22 protein-coding genes are annotated in these 22937 nt (G+C 63.6%); 11 read left to right on the top strand and 11 right to left on the bottom strand.

What is annotated here, in order from left to right:
* Positions 1-148: 148 nt before the first annotated feature.
* From NEK97_RS04610 to NEK97_RS04595, 4 genes are all read right to left on the bottom strand, one after another.
* Entirely contained in the window at positions 149-1246 is a 1098-nt protein-coding gene (locus tag NEK97_RS04610) for a sugar-binding protein (RefSeq protein ID WP_257368758.1), read from the bottom strand.
* Positions 1247-1299: 53 nt separating this feature from the next.
* Positions 1300-2568, bottom strand: a complete 1269-nt coding sequence (mmsB, locus tag NEK97_RS04605; RefSeq protein ID WP_257368757.1) for a multiple monosaccharide ABC transporter permease — start codon at positions 2566-2568, stop codon at positions 1300-1302.
* Between the two features lie 45 nt (positions 2569-2613).
* Positions 2614-4170, bottom strand: coding sequence for a multiple monosaccharide ABC transporter ATP-binding protein (gene mmsA, locus NEK97_RS04600; RefSeq protein ID WP_257368756.1), 1557 nt, complete (start codon positions 4168-4170; stop codon positions 2614-2616).
* Positions 4171-4300: 130 nt separating this feature from the next.
* Positions 4301-5491 carry an ROK family transcriptional regulator gene (locus NEK97_RS04595; RefSeq protein WP_235519187.1) on the bottom strand — a complete coding sequence of 397 codons (1191 nt, stop codon included), beginning with the start codon at positions 5489-5491 and terminating at the stop codon, positions 4301-4303.
* A 329-nt stretch (positions 5492-5820) separates the two neighbouring features.
* Here NEK97_RS04595 and NEK97_RS04590 point away from each other — a divergent pair, with 329 nt between their 5' ends.
* Entirely contained in the window at positions 5821-6657 is an 837-nt protein-coding gene (locus NEK97_RS04590) for a carbon-nitrogen hydrolase family protein (protein ID WP_257368755.1), read from the top strand.
* Positions 6658-6707: 50 nt separating this feature from the next.
* Here NEK97_RS04590 and NEK97_RS04585 read toward each other — a convergent pair whose 3' ends face one another.
* From NEK97_RS04585 to alr, 5 genes are all read right to left on the bottom strand, one after another.
* Positions 6708-6947, bottom strand: coding sequence for a hypothetical protein (locus NEK97_RS04585; RefSeq protein WP_257368754.1), 240 nt, complete (start codon positions 6945-6947; stop codon positions 6708-6710).
* Positions 6944-7204, bottom strand: a complete 261-nt coding sequence (locus tag NEK97_RS04580) for a ribbon-helix-helix protein, CopG family (protein ID WP_257368753.1) — start codon at positions 7202-7204, stop codon at positions 6944-6946. Before NEK97_RS04580 ends, NEK97_RS04585 begins: the two co-directional genes overlap by 4 nt.
* 107 nt (positions 7205-7311) lie before the next feature.
* Positions 7312-7512 (bottom strand): hypothetical protein, encoded by a 201-nt coding sequence (locus NEK97_RS04575; RefSeq protein WP_257368752.1) that lies wholly within the window; start codon positions 7510-7512, stop codon positions 7312-7314.
* A gap of 10 nt (positions 7513-7522) precedes the next feature.
* Positions 7523-9130, bottom strand: coding sequence for a PucR family transcriptional regulator (locus NEK97_RS04570; protein ID WP_257368751.1), 1608 nt, complete (start codon positions 9128-9130; stop codon positions 7523-7525).
* Positions 9120-10352, bottom strand: coding sequence for an alanine racemase (gene alr, locus NEK97_RS04565; RefSeq protein WP_257368750.1), 1233 nt, complete (start codon positions 10350-10352; stop codon positions 9120-9122). Before alr ends, NEK97_RS04570 begins: the two co-directional genes overlap by 11 nt.
* Before the next feature lie 194 nt (positions 10353-10546).
* Between alr and NEK97_RS04560 the strand changes: the two genes are divergently transcribed.
* Together NEK97_RS04560 and NEK97_RS04555 are read left to right on the top strand one after the other, a co-directional pair.
* A complete protein-coding gene (locus tag NEK97_RS04560) occupies positions 10547-11977 on the top strand; it encodes an amino acid permease (protein ID WP_257369018.1) in 1431 nt (476 codons plus the stop codon).
* A complete protein-coding gene (locus NEK97_RS04555; protein ID WP_257368749.1) occupies positions 11974-13671 on the top strand; it encodes an NAD(P)/FAD-dependent oxidoreductase in 1698 nt (565 codons plus the stop codon). Before NEK97_RS04560 ends, NEK97_RS04555 begins: the two co-directional genes overlap by 4 nt.
* A gap of 71 nt (positions 13672-13742) precedes the next feature.
* On the opposite strand, the gene NEK97_RS04550 is transcribed toward NEK97_RS04555, so the two are convergent.
* A complete protein-coding gene (locus tag NEK97_RS04550) occupies positions 13743-14264 on the bottom strand; it encodes a gamma carbonic anhydrase family protein (RefSeq protein WP_257368748.1) in 522 nt (173 codons plus the stop codon).
* 30 nt (positions 14265-14294) lie between these two features.
* The gene (purU, locus tag NEK97_RS04545) at positions 14295-15146 is read right to left on the bottom strand and encodes a formyltetrahydrofolate deformylase (protein ID WP_257368747.1); all 852 of its coding nucleotides are present in this window, start codon (positions 15144-15146) and stop codon (positions 14295-14297) included.
* Positions 15147-15381: 235 nt separating this feature from the next.
* On the opposite strand from purU, the gene glyA reads away from it, so the two are divergent.
* The 8 genes from glyA to NEK97_RS04505 all read left to right on the top strand — a co-directional run bounded on the left by glyA (position 15382) and on the right by NEK97_RS04505 (position 22907).
* Positions 15382-16677: a serine hydroxymethyltransferase gene (glyA, locus tag NEK97_RS04540; RefSeq protein ID WP_257368746.1), complete on the top strand. Its 1296-nt coding sequence runs from the start codon at positions 15382-15384 to the stop codon at positions 16675-16677.
* A gap of 131 nt (positions 16678-16808) precedes the next feature.
* Positions 16809-17702 carry a bifunctional methylenetetrahydrofolate dehydrogenase/methenyltetrahydrofolate cyclohydrolase gene (locus tag NEK97_RS04535; protein WP_257368745.1) on the top strand — a complete coding sequence of 298 codons (894 nt, stop codon included), beginning with the start codon at positions 16809-16811 and terminating at the stop codon, positions 17700-17702.
* Between the two features lie 116 nt (positions 17703-17818).
* Complete coding sequence (locus NEK97_RS04530; RefSeq protein ID WP_257368744.1) at positions 17819-18997, top strand: sensor histidine kinase; 1179 nt, start codon at positions 17819-17821, stop codon at positions 18995-18997.
* A complete protein-coding gene (locus tag NEK97_RS04525; RefSeq protein ID WP_257368743.1) occupies positions 18994-19659 on the top strand; it encodes a response regulator transcription factor in 666 nt (221 codons plus the stop codon). Before NEK97_RS04530 ends, NEK97_RS04525 begins: the two co-directional genes overlap by 4 nt.
* A gap of 150 nt (positions 19660-19809) precedes the next feature.
* Positions 19810-20130 (top strand): SHOCT domain-containing protein, encoded by a 321-nt coding sequence (locus NEK97_RS04520; RefSeq protein ID WP_235519214.1) that lies wholly within the window; start codon positions 19810-19812, stop codon positions 20128-20130.
* Positions 20131-20291: 161 nt separating this feature from the next.
* A complete protein-coding gene (locus NEK97_RS04515) occupies positions 20292-21221 on the top strand; it encodes an ABC transporter ATP-binding protein (RefSeq protein ID WP_257368742.1) in 930 nt (309 codons plus the stop codon).
* Positions 21214-22077: an ABC transporter permease gene (locus NEK97_RS04510; RefSeq protein WP_257368741.1), complete on the top strand. Its 864-nt coding sequence runs from the start codon at positions 21214-21216 to the stop codon at positions 22075-22077. Before NEK97_RS04515 ends, NEK97_RS04510 begins: the two co-directional genes overlap by 8 nt.
* Positions 22074-22907, top strand: coding sequence for an ABC transporter permease (locus tag NEK97_RS04505; protein WP_235519218.1), 834 nt, complete (start codon positions 22074-22076; stop codon positions 22905-22907). Before NEK97_RS04510 ends, NEK97_RS04505 begins: the two co-directional genes overlap by 4 nt.
* Positions 22908-22937: the final 30 nt, after the last annotated feature.

The following is a 22937-nucleotide window of genomic DNA, read 5'->3' as shown; positions in this document are numbered from 1 at the left end:
GGCCGCAGGTCCAACATTGCTCAGCACTGCTGTGCGGCGCACCAGCCGAAGCTATGTGTGGGCTGTGAAAGCGTGTTGGCAAAGCGTGGGTTGCAAAGCAAAAGCCCGGCCCGCCTGTTTGGCGGACCGGGCTTGCTGTAAAGAGGTGTTACTTGGTGATCGGGCCCAATACCGGATCGTCAACGTAAGCCGTCTTGACGTTCTCCTTGGTCACGATCTGTGGCGGCAGGAGGAATGCCGGAACGGTCTTGACGCCGTTGTTGTAGGAGTCCTTGTCGTTGATCTCCAGCTGCTTGCCTGCCTGGAGGTCCTTCACCATGGTGATGGCGTGCTCAACGAGCTTGCGGGTGTCCTTGTTGATGGTGGAGTACTGCTCGCCAGCCATGATCGACTTGACGGACTCAACTTCGGAGTCCTGGCCGGTGACAACGGGGAGCGGCTTGCCGGCGGCCTTGACGGACGTCAGCACTGCACGGGCCAGGGTGTCGTTCGGGGACAGGACGCCGTCCAGTGAAGCGGTGCCGTAGCTGCCGGTGAGCAGCGTGTCAGCGCGACGCTGGGCGTTTTCAGCCTTCCAGCCCTGGGTAACAGCCTGCTCGAACGAGGTCTGGCCGGAAACTACCTTCAGGGTGCCATCGTCCATCTTCGGCTTCAGGACGCTCATGGCGCCGTCGAAGAAGACCTTGGCGTTGGCGTCGTCGGGGGAACCGGCGAAGAGCTCAATGTTGTACGGGCCGGACGGCTTCTTGGCCTTCATGCCGTCCAGCAGGGCCTGGCCCTGGAGGACACCAACCTTGAAGTTGTCGTAGGCCACGTAGTAGTCCACGTTCTCGGTGTTCAGGAGCAGGCGGTCGTAAGCGATGACCGTTGCGCCGGAATCCTTGGCCTGCTTGAGCTGCGTACCCAGCTGGGCGCCGTCGATGGCACCCACAATGATCACCTTGGCACCCTTGGTGACCATGGCACTGATCTGGTTCTGCTGCTCGGACACGCCGCCGTTGGCGAACTGGACGTCGGCCTTGAAGCCGGCGCCGGTGAGGCCGTCGTTGAACAGCTTCTCCGCCAGGACCCAGTTCTCACTGGTCTTCTGCGGAAGTGCGACGCCGATCAGCGAGTCCTTGGGGAACGCTTCCCCGCCAGCTGTGCTGCTGCTTGAGCCGCTGTCAGTGCGGCCGCAGGCCGTCAGCGCCAGTGCCGCGATGGCAGCGACTGCTGCTGCCTTTCCTGCTTTACCAAACATTCGCATATCTTGGTTCACTTTCTGTGTGGGTGGGGTGGAGCGAGTCGTGCGGAAACCGGTCAGGCTTCCTTGGAAATGACCTCTTTGGTGGAGGTGGCTTCTTCGGGCTTGAGCTCGTTGTTGCGCTGGAAGTTCTTCATCAACAGTCCGGTGATGGAGCGCTTGCCCTGGGACTTGTTGTAGACATCGAAGGCCACGGCGGCCAGGAGCACCAGGCCCTTGATGATCTGGGTGAGGTCGGCGCCAACGCCGAGGAGCTGGAGGCCGTTGTTCAGGACAGCCATCACCAGGCCACCGACGATCGAGCCGATAACCGTACCAACACCACCGGTGACGGCAGCGCCACCGATGAAGACTGCGGCGATGGCATCCAGTTCCCAACCGACGCCGTCGAACGGACCCGATGCGGTAGAGCGGGCTACGAAGATCATGCCGGCCAGGCCAGCAAGGATGGACATGTTCATCATGACCATGAAGTTGACCTTCTTGGACTGCACACCGGACAGTTCCGCTGCGTGGCGGTTGCCACCCACCGCGTAGACGTGGCGGCCGAGGACGGTCTTGTCGGCGATGAAGCCGTAGATGAGGACCAGGACAGCCAGGATCAGGCCGGGGATGGGGAAGGAGGTCCCGGGACGGCCTGTGGCGAACAGGTACGTTGCGTAAAGAATGGCGCCACAGATCAGGACCAGCTTGGTGACCTCAACCCAGAGCTCCGGAACTTCGGCGCCAAGGGCCTTGGCGGCGGCACGGGCACGCAGGGACATGATGATCACGAATGCGACGGCTACCAGGCCAATAAGCAATGTGAGGTTGTTGAAGCCGGTGTTCGGCCCAACCTCGGGAAGGTACCCCGAGCCAATGAACTGGAATTCCTTGGGGACTGGAATGGTGTTGGACTTGCCCACGAACTGGTTGAAGCCACGGAAAAGCAACATGCCGGCCAGTGTCACGATAAAGGCAGGTATACCCACGTAGGCCACCCAGAACCCTTGCCAGGCACCGATCACCGCGCCCAGGAACAGGCCGAAGAGCACCCCGACCCACCAGGGGAATCCCCAGTCCCGCATCGCGAGAGCCACGAAGACGCCCACGAAAGCGGCTACCGAGCCCACAGAAAGATCAATGTGGCCGGCGATGATGACCAGCACCATGCCGATGGCCAGAATCAGGATGTAGGAGTTGCCGTTGAACAGGTTGATCACGTTGCCGGGGGTGAGCGTGCGTCCCTCGGTGAAGATCTGGAAGAAGACGATAAGTGCCACCAGGGCGAAGATCATGCCGAACTGGCGGGTATTGCCACCAAATAGCTTCTTGAGCGCGTTCATTGTTTTGGTCCTTGTGTCAGGAAGGGGTAAGTCTGGGCCAACGGGTCAGGCGGTCTTGCGGGCGGAAGTCATGAGTTTCATGAGGCTTTCCTGGTCTGCTTCGTTCTTGTCCAGGACGCCTGTGATGGCGCCTTCGAAGATGGTGTAGATACGGTCGGACAGGCCCAGGAGCTCAGGAAGCTCAGAGGAAATGACAATCACTCCCTTGCCCTGGTTCGCGAGCCTCTGGATGATGCCGTAAATCTCGTACTTGGCGCCCACGTCGATTCCGCGGGTGGGTTCGTCCAGGATCAGGAGGTCCGGATCGGTGAACATCCACTTGGCCAGCACCACCTTTTGCTGGTTACCACCGGAAAGCTTGGCTACGCCTTCCTCAACCGAGGGGGTCTTGGTGCGCAGTGACTTGCGGTATTCCTCCGCGACGGAGAACTCCTTGCGGGTATCCACCACCGAGTAGTTGCTGATCTTGTCCAGCGCCGCTGCCACAGTGGTGGTCTTGATGTCATCCAACAGGTTCAGGCCCAGGGACTTGCGGTCCTCGGTGACGTAACCGAGTCCAGCGTCGATCGCCTGCTTGACGCTGCGGAGGTTCACCGGCTTGCCGTCCTTATAGACCTGGCCCTTGATGAAGCGGCCGTAGGAGTGGCCGAACAGGGAACGGGCCAGTTCGGTCCGCCCCGCACCCATCAGGCCGGCGAAGCCGACAATCTCGCCGCGCCGTACGTAGAAGTTGGAGCCCTTGCAGACCAGGCGTTCCTGGATCTGCGGGTGGCCCACGGTCCAGTCCTTGACCTCGAAGAAGACTTCGCCGATCTTGGGCTCGTGGTCCGGGAAGCGGGACTCAAGCGTCCTGCCCACCATGCCCTTGATGATGCGGTCTTCGTCCACGCCGTCGCGTTTGACGTTCAAAGTCTCGATCGACTTGCCGTCGCGGATGATGGTGATCTCATCGGCGATCTGTTCGATCTCGTTGAGCTTGTGGGAAATGATGATCGAGGTGACGCCCTTGCCCTTCAGGCCAAGGATCAAGTCGAGCAGGTGCTGTGAGTCGGATTCGTTCAGCGCCGCCGTTGGTTCGTCCAGAATCAGGAGCTTTACCGACTTGTTCAGCGCTTTAGCGATTTCCACGAGCTGCTGCTTGCCGACGCCGATTTCCTTGATGGGGGTATCGGGGTCGTCCCGCAGGCCTACGCGGGCCAGCAGTTCCAAGGAACGCTTGCGGGCTTCGGCCCAGTCAATGACGCCCCACTTGGTGGGCTCGTTGCCCAGGAAGATGTTCTCCATGATGGACAGTTCCGGGATCAGTGCCAGTTCCTGGTGGATGATCACGATGCCTGCGGCCTCGCTGGCACGGATGTCCTTGAACTGCTGCGTCTCGGCTTGGTACACGATGTCGCCCGTGTAGCTCCCATAAGGGTAAACGCCGGAGAGGACCTTCATGAGGGTGGATTTCCCTGCTCCGTTTTCACCACAGATGGCGTGGATTTCGCCAGCCATCACCCGGAGGCTCACATTGGACAATGCCTTCACGCCCGGGAATTCCTTCGTGATCGAACGCATCTCCAAAAGGACGGGATCACCTTGCGTGTCGAGGGATGTCATCAGCCCTTACGCCTCCAATGCATGACTTCGTTGTCGGCCCCGCAAACGGCGGAGCTGTCTGATGAAAAAGTAAACTGGATCACCCGGCTTGTCGTCAAGACTTGAACGCATCATCCAGCTAACGATTTCGTTACCTGCCAGTAATACCCGCGTGTTGGAACACCAAAGCGGCCGCTCCGAGTGCCTCTGCACGTGCCCCCAGCGAGGACATGGCCAGATGTGTCGTCTCGCCCACAACGGGCACTGCGTGCCTGACGAGTCCGCGGCGGATAGGGTCCAGCAGCAGGTCACCGAGCCCCGCGAGAGGACCACCCACCACGATCACCTCCGGGTTGATCAGGTTGGATACGTTGCCCAAAGCGCGGCCGACCGCCAGCCCGGCGTCGTCCACCACCCGCTGCGTCGCGGAGTCCCCGGCGAGGCAATTGCGGACAATATCCTGGGGTGTCAGGAGCGACTCTTGCCCACGCCCCAGCAACTCGATCATGGTGGTTGTGGAGGCGATCGTTTCGAGGCAACCCCTGTTCCCGCACCGGCACACCAGTCCATGCTCGTGGATGGTTGCGTGGCCGATCTCCCCGGTGATTCCCACGTTGCCGTAATAGGGAAATCCATTCAGGATCAGGCCCGCGCCGATGCCGGATCCGATCTTGAGGAACATCAGGTTGGAGACGCCGCTGTGCGGTCCCCATGTCACTTCGGACAGCGCGCCCAAGTTCGCGTCGTTATCAACGAATACGGGGCAATTGAGTGCTTCCTCCAGCCGGTGGAGGATGTCGATGCCCACCCATTCAGGCAGGATGGCACCTTGGGCCACGGTGCCTGTGCGCCGGTCGATTGGTCCTGGAATGCCGGCGCCCGCTCCCACCACGGCAGTGCGGTCGATACCGTTTTCGCGGAGCAGTTTTTCCAGCAGTTGGACGGCCGCTTCGATGCCTTCCTCTGCCTGGTGACCCAGCGGCAGTTCGATGTAATCCTCGGCAATGACGTGATAGCCCAGTGACGCCAGGACCACCCGAAGGTGGCGGCGCCCAAAGTCGATTCCGACGGCGACCGCACCGTTGCTGTTCAGCCTCACGTTGGTGGCTCTGCGGCCGGAACTGGTGGTGGGTTCCGTCGAGACCAAGCCGGCGTCCTGCATGATTTTGACGATGTTGGACACCGTTGCCGTTGAGAGCCCGGTCTGACGCGAGAGCTCTGCCTGCGTGGATGGCCCGCTCAGCAAGCACTCGATGATGCGCTGTTGATTAAGGTGGCGGAGCGCCGACTGCGAGCCGGGTTTTCGAGGGTGGCTCTTCGTTGAGCGCTGTGTAGCGGGCATGACAAGAAGATTGCCCCACAAGCATCCTTGTAGTCAAGAAGTGAACACAGTGAGTCAACTTTCACCGAGATACTCCAACACAAGAGCAATTGCTATGTACCCCTTGTGAAGCCCTCTAAGCATTGCGGGGCCCGGTTTGCAGGGTTAGTGCGCGCCATACCGTGCAGAGCGGGCCTCACAACGCGACGGGGGCGGGCAATGCGTCCCATTTTGGAAGTGTGCGGGTCCAATTGCCTCAATCATCAGGACGGGTCCCGGCCTAGGCTTGAATCAAGAAACTTCCCGGCCTTGAGATGAGCCTCCGGGATTTAGCGAAAACCTAGGTGGTAATGATGCTGCTATCCGTCCTGCAGGCCAACGCTTCCGTCATGGATGTCGAAGCGAACCTGCGCACCATCGACGACGCCGCGCAGCGAGCCGCCCACGCCGGTGCCGGGCTGCTCCTCACGCCGGAGCTGTTTCCCGTTGGATACGCACCACTGCGGCTCCATGCTGAACTTGATCCCGCCACGCTGCCAGGCATCCGCGCACGGCTGGCGGCGATTGCGCAGTCCCACGGCATTGGCTTGGTCTACAGCCTTCCTGCCGTAGCGTCGGGCCAGGAAACGCACGACGGCGCAGAGTCGCCTGCAACTCATGGCGCCTGGAACATCACGGCTACTTTGCTGGACGCAACCGGCTCAGAGGTCCTCAACTACGCCAAGGTCCACCTTTTTGGCCAGGATGAACACAAGGCGTTCGTCGGCGCCAAAGAACCTCCCGCCGTCGTGGATTTCAATGGAATCCGGACGTCGATGCTGATCTGCTACGACGTCGAATTCCCGGAAGCCGTCAGGGCCGCAGCAACCAGGGGTGCCGAGCTTCTGCTCGTGCCAACAGCCCTGTCCGCCGGATTCGAGAACGTCCCGCAGGTCCTCATCCGGGCCCGCGCTTTGGAAAGCCAGTTAAACGTGGCCTACGCCAACCACTCCGGACACGAGGACGTCTACAACTTCCTGGGCGGCAGCGTGGTGGCCGGACCGGACGGCTCGTTGCTTGCCGCCGCGGGGGAGTCCGCGACGCTGCTGTTCGCCGAGGTGGGCACGGAAGCCGTTAAGGCGGCACGGGACGAAGTCCCATACCTGCGCGAACGACGGCCGGACCTTTATGGCAGCTGGGAACACTGAAGTTCGTCTGTGATGCCCTCGGTAGGCAGCAACTTATCCATGGCTTGCCCCTAGGCGAGCAACTCGAGGTATTGAGGCCGGCATTTCATGGCGTGGATCAGTTCTTCACTCTCGTCGTCCCATACCAGCACGAGGAGTTCCAGAAGCCGACCGTGCGTATCGAAGCCGAGACGGAGGAACCGCCGCGGATCCTCGTCATCAAGCGGAACTGAAACCAAGGGCCAGGTCGCTGCCTCGATGCCGTCCTCGGTACTGATCCCATGCTTGCGTGCGGAGCTGCGCGCAATCACGCTGCGTTTGCCCAAGCCGCGAGGGCGGCCCGGAATGCCTCGGACCGGTTCAGGTGCTCGCGCTCGGCTCGAGCCATGACCGCAGCCAATTCGTCGACTGTCAGTCGAACTGGAACCACCTGCGAGGCCTCGGCGCCCCGGGCAGGCCGCCCCATTCGTGCCTTCAGTTCCTTGACGTCGAAACCGGCTTCGGCCTCGTCAGCCCATTGGTCGATCTCAGTATCTGAAACCTCACGTCCGTGCATCTTTCGTTCCATGCGGTCTATCGTATTACGAAACTGTTTGCTGCGGCTAGATAGACGGACGCCCAGCATCCGGAAAAGTGCGCTTTGCGATGCGCCCCACCTGTAGGCAGCCGCGCGGACTAGTAGCCCCCGCCTGTGCCGTCACTCGGGTTGGCGTTCCTGTACGTACCGCCGTCCCGGTAAACCCGGCCACGCTGGGATTGGAACGTCCCCCTGTGGGCGGGTGGCTTGTCCTTCGCCTTCCTCTTTTGGCGGAAGCTTCTCCAAACGACGCCGAGGGCAAGGGCGATCGGCACCGCTATGACAGCCAAGGTTTCCATAGGGTTGAGCCTAATCTGAAGCGGTGGCGCCCGCTGTCAGGAGATCGTCCACGTACTGCAGCGCAAACCACAACTCGGCCCGTACCTGTGCCTGGTTGAGGTCCATCTCCAGGAGTTCCCCGAGGACGCCGATCTGGCGACGCACGCTGTTGCGGTGCAGTCCCAGGAGTTTGGCCGAACCGTCCCAGCTGCCATTTTCACTGAGCCAGCCGCGCAGGACGCTCAACAGCGGGTCCCTGCGGTCCGGCTCCAGCGACAGCACGGGAGACAACAGCCGTGACGCCAACATGGTTCCCGCATCACGACCCAAGAGACCAGCCACGGTCCACGAAATCTCATCCACGCGGGCACTTACACCGCTTGTCACGACACGGCTCCGCAACGAGCTTGCCCGCTGGTACGCTGCCGTGAGCCCGGTCAGTTCCGTTGGCTCTCCGATCACCAGCCGCCAACCGAGTTTCTCGACATCTGCCAGCAAGGAATCGTCAACGCGCAGCCGGGTGATGGCCGCGAAACCATAGTCGGTAATCTCCACGAGTTTGGTGTCGAACAGCCGCCTCCATTGCAGCAGCTCCCGCACGGGCCCTTCATCCGCCGCGCCGTCCACCCGGACCCCCTGCACAACCCGCATTTGCGCGGATCGCGTGGAGGACAGGCTCTGCGCAAGCAGGTCCTTCAAACCGTTGACATGCTTGGTCCCGCCCGTGGCCAGCGATTCCGGGTGCAGGAGGACCGCTGTGGCCAATTGGCTCGGGGCGAGGGAGCCGCTGGTCCGCTGCCTCACCAGCAGCTCCAGCAACCCCACCGCAGCTTGCACAACGTTGTTCTGCGCAGGGGTCAGGGGCGTGTCCGAGCCGAGGATCAAGGCACCCAGGTTCGCGTCCTTGGTGCTGCGCAGCGGATGCCCGAACACCAGTGCCGACCCCGGCTGTTCGAAGCCGTCCATCTCCACCCGCGGCCCGCTTCCGGACAGCAACCTGCCCAGCATCGGTTCCAGGAGGGAATGTTCGACGCCGGTGCTGCCGCCGGCATTGTGCCCGCGCGCCCGGACCCGTCCGTCCGCGCCCACCAGCACGGCCCACACCGGCACCCGCTGCACGAGTGCGGCGAGCAGTTCGTGTTCGGGCCTGGGGGAGAGGACGGCCCGCATGAGTTGTCGGTTGGTGTCGGCCAGATGGCGGAACACCCGTGCGTTGTCGCTTTCCAGGAGCTGCGAGAACTCCAAGCCGATCGCCGCGAAGGGAACGGATTCGGGCACCTCGAACAGGGTGAGGTTGTGCCTGCGGCAAGCGTCCAGCAGCACGTCAGGAACGCCGTCGAAATAGGGCCTGATCCCGAATCCAAGTGCCGCCACCTTCGCTTCCACCAGCCGCTGGACGTAGGCGTCAACCTTCTCCGCCGAGCCGCCCTCCCCAAGGAAAGGCAGCCCGGCAGTCAGGAGGAACTCGCCCTCGGGCAGGTAGGGCGTGGGGTCCTCAAGCTCACTCGGTTCCACCCATCGCAGCAGCGAGGAGCCGCTGCCGCCGTCGTGAAGCATTTTCAACTCCGGCGGCAGTTGCTCCAGGAACTGTTCCAGCGTGACGAAACTCAGGCGGGCGGTGGCGGGCTCAGGCGACATTGCCCGGCCCGGCGGCAGCCGGCTCCTGGTAGTCGGGGCACTGGTAAGCGGCTGTGGCGTAGGCCCGCGGCAGGCGAGGGGCGATCCTGTTGATGATTTCGTCCCCGTGGCTGCCGATTGCGGCGCCCCAATCGTCGGCGCTCGCCGCCCCGCAGGCAGGGTCCCCGAACAGCACAGCTGTATCACCGACGTCGATTCCGGTGGCGTCCGGGCCCAGGTCGACCATGAACTGGTCCATGCAGACCTTGCCGATCACCGGTACGGCGCGGCCTGCGATATTCACCACCGAGCGTCCGCTGATGCCTTTGGGGATGCCGTCCGCGTAGCCGAGCGGGATCAGTCCGAGGTAGCGGGGTTCGTAGGTGATGGCCTGGTGTTCGTAGCTCACGCCGGTGCCGGCCGGGACTTTTTTGACCATCACCAGCGGGGCAGTGACGCTGAGTGCGGGACGCAGCCCGAAGTCTGCCGGGTTCAGGTGGTCGGCGGGGGCGAGGCCGTAGATGGCCAGCCCTGCCCTGACCATGTCGAAGTGGAATTCGGGCCGGTCCAGGATGTTGGCGGAGCTGGACACGTGCCGGAGATCGGGGGTGAGCCCGGCTTCCCGGGCCTGACGTACCGCGTCTTCGAACTCGGCGACGGCGGTGGCGTTGCCGGGGTGCGCGGGAACATCGGCCCAGGCCAGGTGGGTCCAGAGGCCGCGAACGCGCAGGGTCCCGTCGAGTTCGGCCTCCCGCGCCCGGGCCACCAGTTCGGCCCAATCCTCCTTTCGCGCGCCACCGCGGCTGAGGCCGCTGTCAAGCTCCAAATGCACGACGGCGGGCCGGCCAAGGCGTCCAGCGATGCCTACCAGCACCTCCAGTTGGCCGACGCTTCCAAGCGAAACATCAACGTCGTTTTCGAGGGCTTCAAGAATGGTGGCGCTTGTCTGGGATGCCAGATAGAGCCAGGAAAGGATGGGGACGGTGACTCCTGCTTGCCGTAGCGCGATGGCTTCGGTGAGCTGGGCGGTTCCCAGCCAGTCCGCGCCCGCCGCAATGGCTTCGCGGGCCACTTCCACGAGTCCGTGACCATAGGCATTGCCCTTCACGACGGCCATGAAATAGGGCGCTTCGCTGCGCTCTTTCAAGGACCGGACATTGTCTGAAATTGCGGACAGGTCTACGGTGACCTGTCCGGAAAGGGCGGCCGGGGCTGCCCCTTGATACTGTGCATTACGTCTCATGGTTGAACACTATAGGTCATTTTGCACCGCAGTGAGAGGTGGCTCACATGCCAGTCTTGTGGAGGGGAAATCGAAACTACTTTGAAGGGACGTCAAGGGTGACCGTGCCTGTGAACACCGAAAACGAAGCGGCGGTGAGCGTGACGAGGCCGAGCCTCGGTGCGCAGCTCCTGCGCCGCAAGCCCATCGGCCAGATGGTCGATGAAGCCGGAGGCGGCGAGGGCGGTACGCCGTTGGTCCGCAGCTTCGGCGTACTCCAGCTGACCATGATCAGTGTTGGTGCCACGCTTGGCACCGGCATCCTGGTGATCCTGGGTGAATCCGTGCCGTTGGCGGGACCGGCCATTTGGATCTCCTTCGTCATCGCCGGCGTGGCCGCGCTCCTCTCAGCTGTTTCGTACGCCGAAATGGCCGGCCTCGTCCCCGTGGCAGGATCCAGCTATTCATATTCCTACGCCACCATGGGTGAGGGCATGGCCTGGATTTGCGGGTGGTGCCTGGTGCTGGAGTATGCGGTCTCTGTCGCAGCTGTAGCCGTGGGTGCGGGGCAGTACGTCAATGAGACGTTGGCAGCGTTTGGGCAGGTCCTGCCTGATGCCATCAGCCAGCCCCCGGGCGATGGGGGCGTTCTCAACCTCCCCGCGCTGATCATCGTGGTGCTTGCCATGATCCTGCTGGTGCGGGGTGCACGGGAAAGCGCCTGGATCAACACCACAATCGTCATCATCAAGGTGGGTATCCTGATCTTCTTCTGCGCTGTGGCCTTCACTGCCTTCAACGCAGGGAACTTCGAGCCGCTCATGCCCATGGGCGCAGCCGGTGTTTCTGCCGCAGCGTCGAGCGTCTTCTTCTCCTACATCGGCTTTGATGCCGCCTCCACCGCCGGCGAGGAAGCCAAGAACCCCAAACGTGACCTTCCCCGCGCCATCCTGCTCTCCATGGTGATCGTCACCAGCATCTATGTCCTGGTTTCCGTCGCCGCCATCGGAGCCCGTCCCTGGGGTTGGTTCGATGGGACCGAAGCCGCACTGGTTCAGATCCTCCACGAAATCACCGGCCAGCCGTGGATTGCACTGGTCTTCTCGGTGGGTGCCGTCCTGGCGATCGCCAGCATCGTTCTCACCGTCCTCTACGGACAGACTCGCATCATGCTGTCCATGTCCCGCGATGGCATGGTGCCCAAGGTCTTTGGCCGCGTCTCCCGCCGAACCGGCACCCCGGTGGCCGGGACCCTGATCATCGGCTCAGTCGTCGCCCTCACCGCCGGGCTTGTCCCGCTCGGGGCCCTGGCCGACGCCACCAGCATCGGCACGCTCTTCGCTTTCGCCCTGGTCAATGTCGCCGTCATCTACCTCCGGCGCAACCGCCCCGACCTTGAGCGCAGCTTCCGGGTTCCGCTGTACCCCATCACGCCGATACTGGGCACCCTGATGTGCGCATACTTGATGCTCAACCTCGGCGCCGACACCTGGGTGACATTCGGCGTATGGATGTTGGTGGGCATCGCCATCTACTTCGGCTATGGACGCCGGAACTCCAAGGTAGCCGCGCTCAGTGAGCAGGACTACCGTGAAATGACCACCAGGGCCGTCCGCCCGGAACCTGTGAAAGCAGTCAACCCATGACCATTGCCACCGAACTCCCTCACGTCGATGACGCCGGAGCGCCCGGAGAAGCACCGATCACCATGCTGAATCCGGACTTCCCCTTCAGCTACGACCACTACCTGGCCCACCCGGACGGGCTGGGCTCCGTTCCAGAAGAGCTGTACGGCACCGAAGTGGCCATCATCGGTGCCGGCCTGTCCGGACTGGTCACTGCCTATGAACTGATGAAGCTCGGCCTCAAACCGGTCATCTACGAGGCCGACCAGATCGGTGGCCGTCTCAGGACAGCCAGCTTCCCGTCCGCCCCGGGCGTCACAGCCGACCTTGGCGGCATGCGCTTCCCGGTCTCGGGTAAGGCGTTCTACCACTACGTGGACCTGCTGGGCCTGGACACCAACGACTTCCCCAACCCCATGGCCCCGGCCACGTCCAGCACCGTCATTGAGCTCGCCGGCAAGAAGCACTACGCCACCACCGCTGATGAGCTGCCGGAGTTCTTCCGTGAAGTCGCCGATGCCTGGAAGGCCGCAGTGAACGACGGCGCGGCCTTCGCCGAAATGCAAGAAGCCATCAAGGCCCGCGACACCCGGCGGATCAAGGAGCTGTGGAACGCGCTCCTGCCGGAACTGGACGAGCAGACCTTCTACGGCTTCATCGCTGCCAGTAAGTCCTTCAAGGAAGCCGGCTTCGCCCACCGTGAAGCGTTCGGCCAGGTGGGCTTCGGCACCGGCGGCTGGGACACGGACTTCCCCAACTCCATCCTCGAAATCCTCCGGGTTGTTTACACCGACGCCGACGATCAGCACCGCTCCATCGCGGGAGGAGCGCAAAGGCTCCCCGAGGCACTTTGGAACCACGCGCCGTCGGGCATTAAGCACTGGCCGGAAGGAACGTCCCTTTCGTCCTTGCACTCCGGCTCGCCGCGCGGAGCGGTGGACAACATCCGCCGCGCAGAAAACGGCGACCTCCTGGTCCGGGAGAACTGGGGACGCGAAGCGACGTACCAGGCCGTAGTGACCACCTGCCAGTCGTGGCTGTTGTCGACGCGCATCCACACCGAGGAAGCGCTGTTCCCGGCCGAGCTGTGGACGGCGATCGAGCGCTCGCACTACATGCAGTCGTCCAAGACGTTCGTCATGGTGGACCGGCCGTTCTGGAAGGACATCGACCCGGAGACCGGGCGCGAAGTTTTGTCGATGACACTCACCGACCGCCTCAACCGGGCCACGTACCTGCTCGACGACGGCCCGGACAAGCCCGCTGTCATCCTCCTGTCCTACACCTGGAACGACGATGCCCTGAAGTGGCTGGCGCTCAGCGCCGAGGAACGCGTGAAGCTGATGCTGCACTCCTTGGAGCAGATCTACCCGGGCGTGGACATCGCGAGCCACATCGTTGGCCAACCCATCACCGTGTCTTGGGAGGCGGATCCCAACTTCATGGGCGCCTTCAAAGCCAACCTGCCCGGGCACTACCGGTACCAGCAGCGGCTTTTCACGCACTTCAAGCAGGACAAGTTGCCCGAGCACCAGCGCGGCATCTTCCTTGCCGGGGATGACGTGTCCTTCACTGCGGGCTGGGCCGAAGGAGCTGTGACCACCGGCCTCAACGCTGTGTGGGGCGTGGTGAACCACCTCGGCGGTTCGTCCGTTGCCGGCAACCCGGGCCCGGGTGACCTCTTGGATGAGCTCGGTCCGATCAGCCTGGATTAGGCTCTGTTGCGAGGCCCGCTTTACGCGCCAAAACCCTTGGTTGGCGCGTAGAGCGGGCCTCGCATTCGCGTTTAAGCCGAGTGCATGTCCCGGTGCGCCGCCGCGAGTTCCTTGTAGTGGGCTGCGTTGTGCTTGACGCCCTCAAACTCGTCGTCCGTCAGTTCCCGCCGGACCTTCGCCGGGACACCCGCCACAAGTGAGCGCGGGGGAATGACCGTGCCCTCCAATACGACGGCACCGGCGGCAATAAGGGAGCCGGTACCAATCACGGCGCCGTTCAGGATCGTGGCGCTCATGCCAATCAGGCAGTCGTCCTCCACAGTGCAGCCATGGACCACAGCGCTGTGGCCGACGGAGACGCGCTCGCCCACGGTGCAGGGGAACCCGGGGTCGGCGTGGAGGACTACGTTGTCCTGCAGATTGGACCCTGCGCCGACCTTGATGGCGGCAGTGTCAGCGCGGACGGAGACGCCGTAGAAGGCGCTGGAGTCCTCGGCCAGCGTGGCCTTGCCAATGATGGACGCAGTGGGTGCCACAAAAGCAGATTCATGGATGTCCGGGGTGTCCCCGGCGAACGTGTAGGAAGGAGCCATGCGCCCAGCTTAGTTGGGCGCGGCGGGCCCTTAGTTGAACACTACGGTCCGGGTGCCATCGAGCAGCACGCGGTGTTCGGCCTGCCACTGCACCGCCTGCACCAGCGTACGGCCCTCGACGTCCCGGCCCATCTGGACGAACTGCTCCGCCGTACGGGCGTGGTCAACGCGGATGACTTCCTGCTCGATGATCGGGCCCTCATCCAGGTCGGCTGTCACATAGTGGGCCGTGGCGCCAATGATCTTCACACCGCGGGCATGGGCCTGGTGGTAAGGCTTGGCGCCCTTGAAGGACGGGAGGAAGGAGTGGTGGATGTTGATGGCCCGGCCGTTCAGCTCCTTGCACAGGTCATTGGAGAGGATCTGCATGTAACGGGCCAGGACCGTGAGTTCAACATCGTGTTCGGCGATGAGCTTGAGCAGCGCGGCCTCGGCGTCTGCCTTGGTATCGGCCGTCACGGGAATGTGGTGGAACGGGATGCCGTAGAACTCCGCAAGGGACTCCAGGTCACGGTGGTTGGACACGATGGCCGGGATCTCAATGGGCAACGTCCCGGCGCGCTGTGCGAACAGGAGGTCGTTCAGGCAGTGGGCGTCTTTGGAGCACAGGATCAGGGTGCGCACCTTTTGCCCGACGGGATTGATCTGCCACGTCATCCCGAACGATTCAGCCACCGGCTGCAGCGCGGCTGTCAGTTCCGCCTGCGTGCTCGACGTCGTTGCCTCCACACGCATGAAAAAGTTGCCGGTGCTGGGGCTTCCGTATTGCTGGGAGTCAGCGATGTTGCATCCCGCCTCGAGCAAGGCGCCGGCTACCGCATGAACGATGCCGGGGCGGTCAGGGCAGGACAGTGTTACTACGAAAGCGGTGGATTCAGTCACACGATCAAGCCTACCTGTGCTGCCTTGTTGTACTGTTAACGGGTCGCAACTGGCGTTGGGTGGACTACCACCAGGGAGCGGCAATCATGAAGACCACGGATCGTACGCCTGGGCCGAGGGTCATGTCTTACCGCTGCACGCACGTGACCAATCCCTCTGTAATTTACGGGACGCGGGAATGCTGCTGCCGGTAGCCTGACCTGTAGCACCACCGTTGCCTAGCCAGGAGATCTCCGTGACTACCACAACCACTTCCGCGTCTGTCAGCAACCAGTCGCTCGCCGATCTCGATCCCGAGATCGCAGCAGTCCTCAACCAGGAACTTGGCCGCCAGCGCGGCACCCTGGAAATGATTGCGTCCGAAAACTTCGCTCCCCGCGCCGTCATGGAAGCCCAGGGCTCTGTCCTGACCAACAAGTACGCCGAGGGCTACCCGGGCCGCCGCTACTACGGCGGTTGTGAATACGTCGACGTCGCCGAGCAGCTCGCCATCGACCGCGTCAAGGAACTCTTCGGCGCAGAGTACGCGAACGTCCAGCCGCACTCCGGTGCTCAGGCCAATGCCGCCGCCCTTTCGGCCATGATCACCCCGGGCGACAAGATCCTGGGCCTGTCCCTGGCTCACGGTGGACACCTGACCCACGGCATGAAGCTGAACTTCTCCGGCAAGCTCTACAACGTAGCGGCATACCAGGTTGAAGAAGACAACTTCCGGATCGACATGGACAAGCTCCGTGAGCAGGCCATCGCCGAGAAGCCGCAGGTCATCATTGCCGGCTGGTCCGCGTACCCCCGCCACCTCGATTTCGCTGCTTTCCGCTCCATCGCCGACGAGGTTGGCGCGCTTCTCTGGACGGACATGGCGCACTTCGCCGGCCTCGTTGCAGCAGGACTGCACCCCAGCCCGGTGCCGTACTCCGACGTCGTCACCTCCACGGTCCACAAGACCCTGGCCGGCCCCCGGTCCGGTGTGATCCTGGGCAAGCAGGAGTGGGCCAAGAAGCTCAACTCCAGCGTCTTCCCGGGCCAGCAGGGCGGCCCGCTCATGCACGTGATCGCAGCCAAGGCTGTTGCGTTCAAGATCGCCGGCGGCGAGGAGTTCAAGGAGCGCCAGGAGCGCGTCCTCGAGGGCGCAAAGATCATCGCTGACCGCCTGAACCAGTCCGATGTTGCCGAGGCCGGCGTCTCGGTGCTCACTGGCGGCACCGATGTGCACCTGGTCCTGGTTGACCTGCGCAACTCGCAGTTGGACGGTCAGCAGGCCGAAGACCTCCTGCACTCGGCTGGCATCACCGTGAACCGCAACTCTGTTCCGTTCGACCCCCGCCCGCCGATGGTCACCTCCGGCCTCCGCATCGGTACGCCCGCCCTGGCTACCCGCGGTTTCGGTGCCACTGAGTTCACCGAGGTTGCGGAGATCATCGCCACGGCGCTCAAGGCAGGCTCGGCTACGGACGTAGAAGCCCTCCAGGCCCGCGTCGACAAGCTCGCCGCCGACTTCCCGCTGTACCCGCAGCACGAGCAGTGGTAACCAGCCCCTTTAAGGCTGAACACGCATTACCCGGGCATTGAACCGGAGCCGACGGGATCCGCCGCCATATCTACGGCGGTGGGTCCCGTTGGCATGAGCCAACAGGTCACCCACCAGAAAGAGCAGATGGAATGACACAGTCCACCGCACAGATCCTCGACGGCAAGGCCACCGCCGCAGCCATCAAGGCAGAACTGACCACCCGCGTTTCCGTCCTCGCTGCCAAGGGAATTGTTCCGGGCCTGGGCACCATCCTGGTGGGTTCCGACCCCGGCAGCACCTGGTATGTGGGCGGCAAGCACAAGGACTGCGCCGAGGTTGGCATCCAGTCCATCCGCCGCGACCTTCCTGAGGACATCTCCCAGGAGGACCTGCTGGAGGTTGTCCGCGAGCTCAACGACAACCCGGAATGCACCGGCTACATCGTTCAGCTTCCGCTGCCCAAGCACATCGACCAGGACGTCATCCTCGAGGCCATGGATCCGGACAAGGACGCCGACGGCCTGCACCCCATGAACCTTGGCCGCCTGGTGGCCAACGTCAACGGCGAGATGAAGTCCCCGCTGCCTTGTACCCCCAAGGGCTGTGTGGAACTGCTGCGCCGCCACAACATCGAGCTCAAGGGCAAGCGCGTCCTGGTGGTCGGCCGCGGTGTCACCATCGGCCGCCCGATCGGTTTGCTGCTTACCCGCAAGGAAGTCAACGCAACCGTCATCCTCGCCCACACCGGGACAGTGGACCTGCCCGCTGAAATCAAGCAGGCCGACGTCGTGATTGCTGCCGCCGGTGTGCCGCACATGATCAAGGCCGAAGACCTTAAGCCGGGCGCAATAGTGCTCGACGTCGGCGTCAGCCGCGTGGACGACGGCAACGGCAAGGCTGTTGTCACCGGAGACGTGGACCCGGCAGCTGCCGACGTCGCGGCCTGGTTGTCCCCGAACCCGGGCGGCGTGGGCCCGATGACCCGGGCCATGCTCCTCGCCAACGTGGTGGAGAGCGCCGAACGCCAGGCCGGAATCGCCTAAGGTTCCGCGAGCACAGCGTTCCCGCGAACACAGCAGGGCGCCTACTCCCCACGGAGTAGGCGCCCTGCTCCGTTAACCCGACGACGCCGCACAACAACCACGGCTAGGCTCTGAGTATGCAGCCCCGTTCCCCTGAGCCCACACGGCGTCCGGGGCCACCGCCCATCGCAGGCCCCCGCCGTTTCGCAGGCCCGCCCACAAGTTTCATTGTCATCACGGTCGCTGTGGTCCAGGTTGTGGGGACGCTGTTTTCCGCAGGCCACCAGGATGCGCCCCGGCCTTTGGACGGGCTGGCGATCCTGCTGCTCCTGGCTGGCCCGGCCGGGTTGGCCCTCCGGAAACGCGCTCCCCAGGTGATGCTTCCGCTCGGTCTCGTCGCCACCGGGGCCTATTTGGTGTTGGGTTACGCCTGGGGGCCGATCGTTTTGTCCTTGGCGCTGGCAATCGTGCTCACGGCAGCTGCCGGACTGCGGTGGCAGGCGTGGGCAGGCGCCGCAATCGCGGCTGCGGCGGTCATCGCCGGGTCGGCAATGACGGGCGACGAGAACTGGCCGGTGCGTGCGTCCGCGGGGGTCGCGTGGGCCGCGATCCTGGTCCTGTTGGGGCAGGGCTTCCGACGGCGGAGCGAACGGTTCGCCGAATATCGTCGTCGCCGCGAGGAAGCGCAGAAGGCGGAACGCGACGAGTACAGGCTCACCCTGGCCCGGGATATCCACGATGTCGTGGCCCATTCCCTTTCCATGATCAACGTCCAAGCATCCGTGGCCCTGCACGTCGGTGCTGATGATCCGGAAAAGCTCAGGCCCGCCCTCGAAGCCATCAAGGCCGCCAGTAAAGAATCACTCACCGAGGTACGCCAGCTCCTGGGCGTGCTGCGCGAGGACGTCCCGCTGGCTCCCGCCGCACGGCCCACGTTGGCCCGTGTCCCCGAGTTGGTGCGAAACGCGCAGGTCGGTGGTCTTCGGGTCACGCTGGAGGACAATGCCGACCACCCAGGTGTTGGCCCCGCCCAGCAGGAAGCCGCCTACCGGATCATCCAGGAAGCACTCACCAACGTCGGCAGGCACTCAGGCGCCCGGTCCGCCGTCGTACGCATTGCCCAAACCGACAGGGAGCTGGAGGTGACCATTGACGACGACGGCGCGGGCATGGGTGGCGCGCTCCCCGGCAACGGCCTCACGGGCATGCGTGAGAGGGCGGTCGCCTTGGGCGGCTCGTTTACGCTTCACAGCCTTGAGCCAGGCTTGCGAGTCCAAGCGACCTTGCCGACACATCACGAAGGAACCCGCCCATGATCCGCATCCTCCTGGCCGACGACCAGACCCTCATCCGGGCGGGCTTCCGGGCGCTCCTGGATGCCGAACCGGACATGGAGGTGGTGGGTGAGGCAGGCACCGGCCGCGAGGCTGTCCGCGCCGCGGCCCGGGACAGGCCCGACGTCATCCTCATGGACATCCGCATGCCGGACGACGACGGCCTCACCGCCACCCGCACAATCCTGGGCGATCCTGCCATGGCCGGCACGCGCATCATCATCCTCACCACCTTCGAGCTGGATGAGTACATTGCCGAAGCCGTGCGGGCCGGCGCCGCAGGCTTCCTGGTCAAGGACACGGAACCGGCTGAGCTCATCCGGGCCGTCCGGGTGGTGCACGATGGAGACGCGCTGCTCTCCCCGTCGGTGACCCGGCGGATCATGGCCCAGTTGGCGTCCCAGAGCCGCGCTGCCGGCAAGGTGGTCCCGCTGGACCAGGTGACCGAGCGCGAACGCGAGGTCCTGGCCCTGGTGGGCGAGGGCCTGAACAACGCCGAAATCGCCGAACGCCTCTTCATCACACCGCTCACCGCCAAGACCCATGTTTCGCGCATCATGACCAAGCTGATGGTCCGCGACAGGTCCCAGCTGGTAGTCCTTGCCTACGAATCAGGCCTGGTGAAACCGGGCTGGAGCAGCTGACCCCCGGGCGGGACTCCGCCGGGAGTAGGCGGCCGCGGCAAGGTGACTCCCGACGGCGGACGCCCCACCTGCCGCTCCCGGGCAGACTCAAACCAGAGCCGAAAGACGGTTCACGCCGGGCACCGGCGACGCAGAGTTTGGATCAAACACATGTTCACCGCATTGACGTCAATCGTCGGGGAGACCACCACGCTTGGGGGAGCGGTGGCACAGTTGCCGGCCGCCGTCGCCACCCACGGACCGTGGGGCGACGGACCGTTCTGGCCGTTCTTCATCATCTTCCCGCTGTTCTGGATCATCGTGATCGGCCTGTTCATCTTTGTGGGCCGGCGTACGTGGCGCCGCAACCACCACTGGGCCGCAACCCAAGGCGCCGAGGGGGTGCTGCGGGAGCGCTACGCCCGCGGCGAGATCGATGAGACCGAGTTCCGCCAGCGGCTGGAGGTGTTGCGCTCGCAGCCGGGCAGTTGACCAGCCGCCAAACTGAAACGAGAGGGCTCTTGCAGGAATATCTGCAAGAGCCCTTTCACATATTCCCTGGCGCTACTAGTCTGCTGAGGGTGCACAATGAAGCCATCCGCTCCTCGACACAGTCCCTGACACCATCAGAATCGTCGCGAACCAACCCCGACATGAACCCGCAAACCGTCATCAGCGCCCGGAACCTCACCAAGGCCTATGGTGACCTCACCGCCGTGGACAACATCTCCTTCGACGTACCCGCGGGGGAGTCCTTCGGCCTTCTGGGGCCCAACGGTGCCGGGAAGTCCACCACCATGAAGATGATCGGCGGTGTCTCCCAGCGCACCTCCGGCTCGCTCAACATCATGGGCCTGGACCCCGAGTCACATGGCCCGGAGGTGAGGGCGCACCTGGGCGTGGTCCCGCAGCAGGACAACCTGGACGAGGAACTACGGGTCCGCGAAAACCTGATCGTGTACGGGCGCTACTTCGGGCTCCCGCTGAGCTACCTGCGGCCCAAAGCCGACGAGCTCCTGGAATTCGCGCAGCTGACGGACAAAGCCAACTCGAAGGTGGATGCGCTGTCCGGTGGCATGAAAAGGCGGCTCACCATCGCGCGGTCGCTCATCAACGAGCCACGGATCCTCCTCCTCGATGAGCCCACCACAGGCCTTGACCCGCAGGCCCGCCACATCCTTTGGGACAGGCTTTTCCGGCTCAAGGAGAGTGGAGTGACGCTGATCCTCACCACGCACTACATGGACGAGGCCGAGCAACTCTGCGACCGGCTGATCGTGGTGGACAAGGGGCGGATCATGGCCGAAGGGTCGCCGGCCAACCTGATCCGCGAGCACTCCTCGCGCGAAGTACTCGAACTCAGGTTCGGGTCCGAGCGGAACGCAACAATCGGCGTCGAACTCCAAGGCATCGGTGAGCGGCTGGAGACGCTGCCCGACCGCGTGCTCATCTACGCGCACGACGGCGAGGCCGCGTTGGAGCAGGTCACGTCGCGTGGGCTGCGGCCCATGACGTCGCTGGTGCGCCGTTCATCGCTGGAGGACGTGTTCCTGCGGCTGACCGGAAGGAGCCTTGTTGACTGACTCACCGGGTAAACCGCTCACGACGGCGGCGCAGCCGTTGCCGGCCCACTCACCTGAGGTTTCGGCTGCCAGGGCACGACGCTGGGGTTCCTTCTTCTATGCGGAACAGGTGCTCCGCGTCATGCGCAATTACGGCTGGTCCGTGGTCCTTTACAGCGTAGGCCAGCCGGTGGCGTACCTGTTCGCCATGGGGGTTGGGCTCGCCAGCTTGGTGGACGCGAACAGCGAGGCAGCGTTCGGCGGCGTCAGCTACCTGGAGTTCGTGGCTCCGGCCCTGTTGGTTTCCGCAGCGGTGATGACGGCGTCGGGAGAGTTCTCGTACCCCATCATGGACGGCTTCAAATGGCGCCGGGTGTTCTACGGTCCGCATGCTTCACCGTTGATACCGCAGCAGATCGCCAGTGGCCACATCATGGCCAGCACGGTCCGGTTCCTGCTGCAATCGGTGGTCTACTTCGTGGTGGTGGCCTTGTTCGGTGCCGCACCGGGCCCGTGGGGTTGGGTGTCGGCCCTTGTTGCCACAGTGTCTGCATTGTCTTTTGGGCTGCCGTTGATGGCCTACGCCGCGAGCATCACCCAAGACAAGGGGCAGTTCGCCTTGGTCCAGCGGTTCATCGTGATGCCGTTGTTCCTGTTCTCCGGCACCTTCTTCCCGCTTGATACCTTGCCGCTGGCGGTCCGCTGGATCGGATGGATCTCGCCTGTTTGGCACGGAACGGAGTTGGGCAGGGTCTTCACTTACGGCATGGACCAGGACCCGTTGCTGACCATCACACACGTCGTGTTCCTGCTGGCGACAGCCATCATTGGATGGGTCCTTGTCCGACGCCAGTTCGTGAAAAGGATGGGCTCATGAGTGTCCTGACAGGTGGCCACAGCGCCACGGATCTTGCGCGCGAGCGGAAGTTCGGCTCGCTCTACTCCCGCAACGCACGGGCCGTTGTGGGACGCGGGCTCATGGCGGCCAAGTCGAGCACTTGGCTGGTGATGGTGTCCGGGTTCTTCGAGCCGGTGCTGTTCCTGCTGGCCATGGGCGTGGGGATGGGTTCCATTGTGGGTACCGTGCAGGGCCCGGGAGGCGGAGAGATCAGCTACGCGGCGTACATTGCGCCCGCCCTGCTGGCGGTCTCGGCCATGAACGGGGCCATCTACGATTCCACCTGGAACGTGTTCTTCAAGATGAACTTCGCCAAGCTCTACCAGGGGATGCTCTACACATCGCTGGGGCCGCTGGACGTTGCCATCGGCGAGATCTTCCTGGCCCTGCTGCGGGGCCTGCTGTACGCCACCGGGTTCACCGCCGTCATGGGGGTCATGGGGCTGCTTACCAGTTGGTGGGCCATCCTGGTCATCCCGGCATCGGTGTTGATCGCTTTCGGCTTTGCCAGTTTCGGCATGGGTATTACCAGTTTCATGAAGACCTTCCAGCAGATGGACTGGATCAACTTCTTCCTGCTGCCCATGTTCCTGTTCAGTGCCACGTTCTACCCGCTGAGCGTCTACCCGCAGGTCATCCAGTGGTTCATCCAAGCCATGCCCCTGTGGCACGGCGTGGAGTTGCTGCGGCAGATCAGCGTGGGCTCGTTCAGCCCTGCCACGGCCATCCACGTGGGGTATTACGTGGTGATGATCGGGCTCGGGATCATGTTGACCACCGGACGGCTGCGCCAACTGTTCCTCAAATGACGCCTCTGTGTTCGCCGTCCGTGGAAGCCG

The sequence above is a fragment of the Paenarthrobacter sp. UW852 genome (genome assembly GCF_024608385.1).
Taxonomy (GTDB): Bacteria; Actinomycetota; Actinomycetes; order Actinomycetales; family Micrococcaceae; genus Arthrobacter.
This window is presented reverse-complemented; position numbering and strand designations above follow the sequence as displayed.

Bases quoted from the DNA above. Each gene is read 5' to 3' on its own strand.
- NEK97_RS04610 (WP_257368758.1), bottom strand. From the start codon at position 1,246: ATGCGAATGTTTGGTAAAGCAGGAAAGGCAGCAGCAGTCGCTGCCATC.
- mmsB (WP_257368757.1), bottom strand. From the start codon at position 2,568: ATGAACGCGCTCAAGAAGCTATTTGGTGGCAATACCCGCCAGTTCGGC.
- mmsA (WP_257368756.1), bottom strand. From the start codon at position 4,170: ATGACATCCCTCGACACGCAAGGTGATCCCGTCCTTTTGGAGATGCGT.
- NEK97_RS04595 (WP_235519187.1), bottom strand. From the start codon at position 5,491: ATGCCCGCTACACAGCGCTCAACGAAGAGCCACCCTCGAAAACCCGGC.
- NEK97_RS04590 (WP_257368755.1), top strand. From the start codon at position 5,821: ATGATGCTGCTATCCGTCCTGCAGGCCAACGCTTCCGTCATGGATGTC.
- NEK97_RS04580 (WP_257368753.1), bottom strand. From the start codon at position 7,204: ATGGAACGAAAGATGCACGGACGTGAGGTTTCAGATACTGAGATCGAC.
- NEK97_RS04575 (WP_257368752.1), bottom strand. From the start codon at position 7,512: ATGGAAACCTTGGCTGTCATAGCGGTGCCGATCGCCCTTGCCCTCGGC.
- NEK97_RS04570 (WP_257368751.1), bottom strand. From the start codon at position 9,130: ATGTCGCCTGAGCCCGCCACCGCCCGCCTGAGTTTCGTCACGCTGGAA.
- alr (WP_257368750.1), bottom strand. From the start codon at position 10,352: ATGAGACGTAATGCACAGTATCAAGGGGCAGCCCCGGCCGCCCTTTCC.
- NEK97_RS04560 (WP_257369018.1), top strand. From the start codon at position 10,547: ATGGTCGATGAAGCCGGAGGCGGCGAGGGCGGTACGCCGTTGGTCCGC.
- NEK97_RS04555 (WP_257368749.1), top strand. From the start codon at position 11,974: ATGACCATTGCCACCGAACTCCCTCACGTCGATGACGCCGGAGCGCCC.
- NEK97_RS04550 (WP_257368748.1), bottom strand. From the start codon at position 14,264: ATGGCTCCTTCCTACACGTTCGCCGGGGACACCCCGGACATCCATGAA.
- NEK97_RS04535 (WP_257368745.1), top strand. From the start codon at position 16,809: ATGACACAGTCCACCGCACAGATCCTCGACGGCAAGGCCACCGCCGCA.
- NEK97_RS04530 (WP_257368744.1), top strand. From the start codon at position 17,819: ATGCAGCCCCGTTCCCCTGAGCCCACACGGCGTCCGGGGCCACCGCCC.
- NEK97_RS04525 (WP_257368743.1), top strand. From the start codon at position 18,994: ATGATCCGCATCCTCCTGGCCGACGACCAGACCCTCATCCGGGCGGGC.
- NEK97_RS04520 (WP_235519214.1), top strand. From the start codon at position 19,810: ATGTTCACCGCATTGACGTCAATCGTCGGGGAGACCACCACGCTTGGG.
- NEK97_RS04515 (WP_257368742.1), top strand. From the start codon at position 20,292: ATGAACCCGCAAACCGTCATCAGCGCCCGGAACCTCACCAAGGCCTAT.
- NEK97_RS04505 (WP_235519218.1), top strand. From the start codon at position 22,074: ATGAGTGTCCTGACAGGTGGCCACAGCGCCACGGATCTTGCGCGCGAG.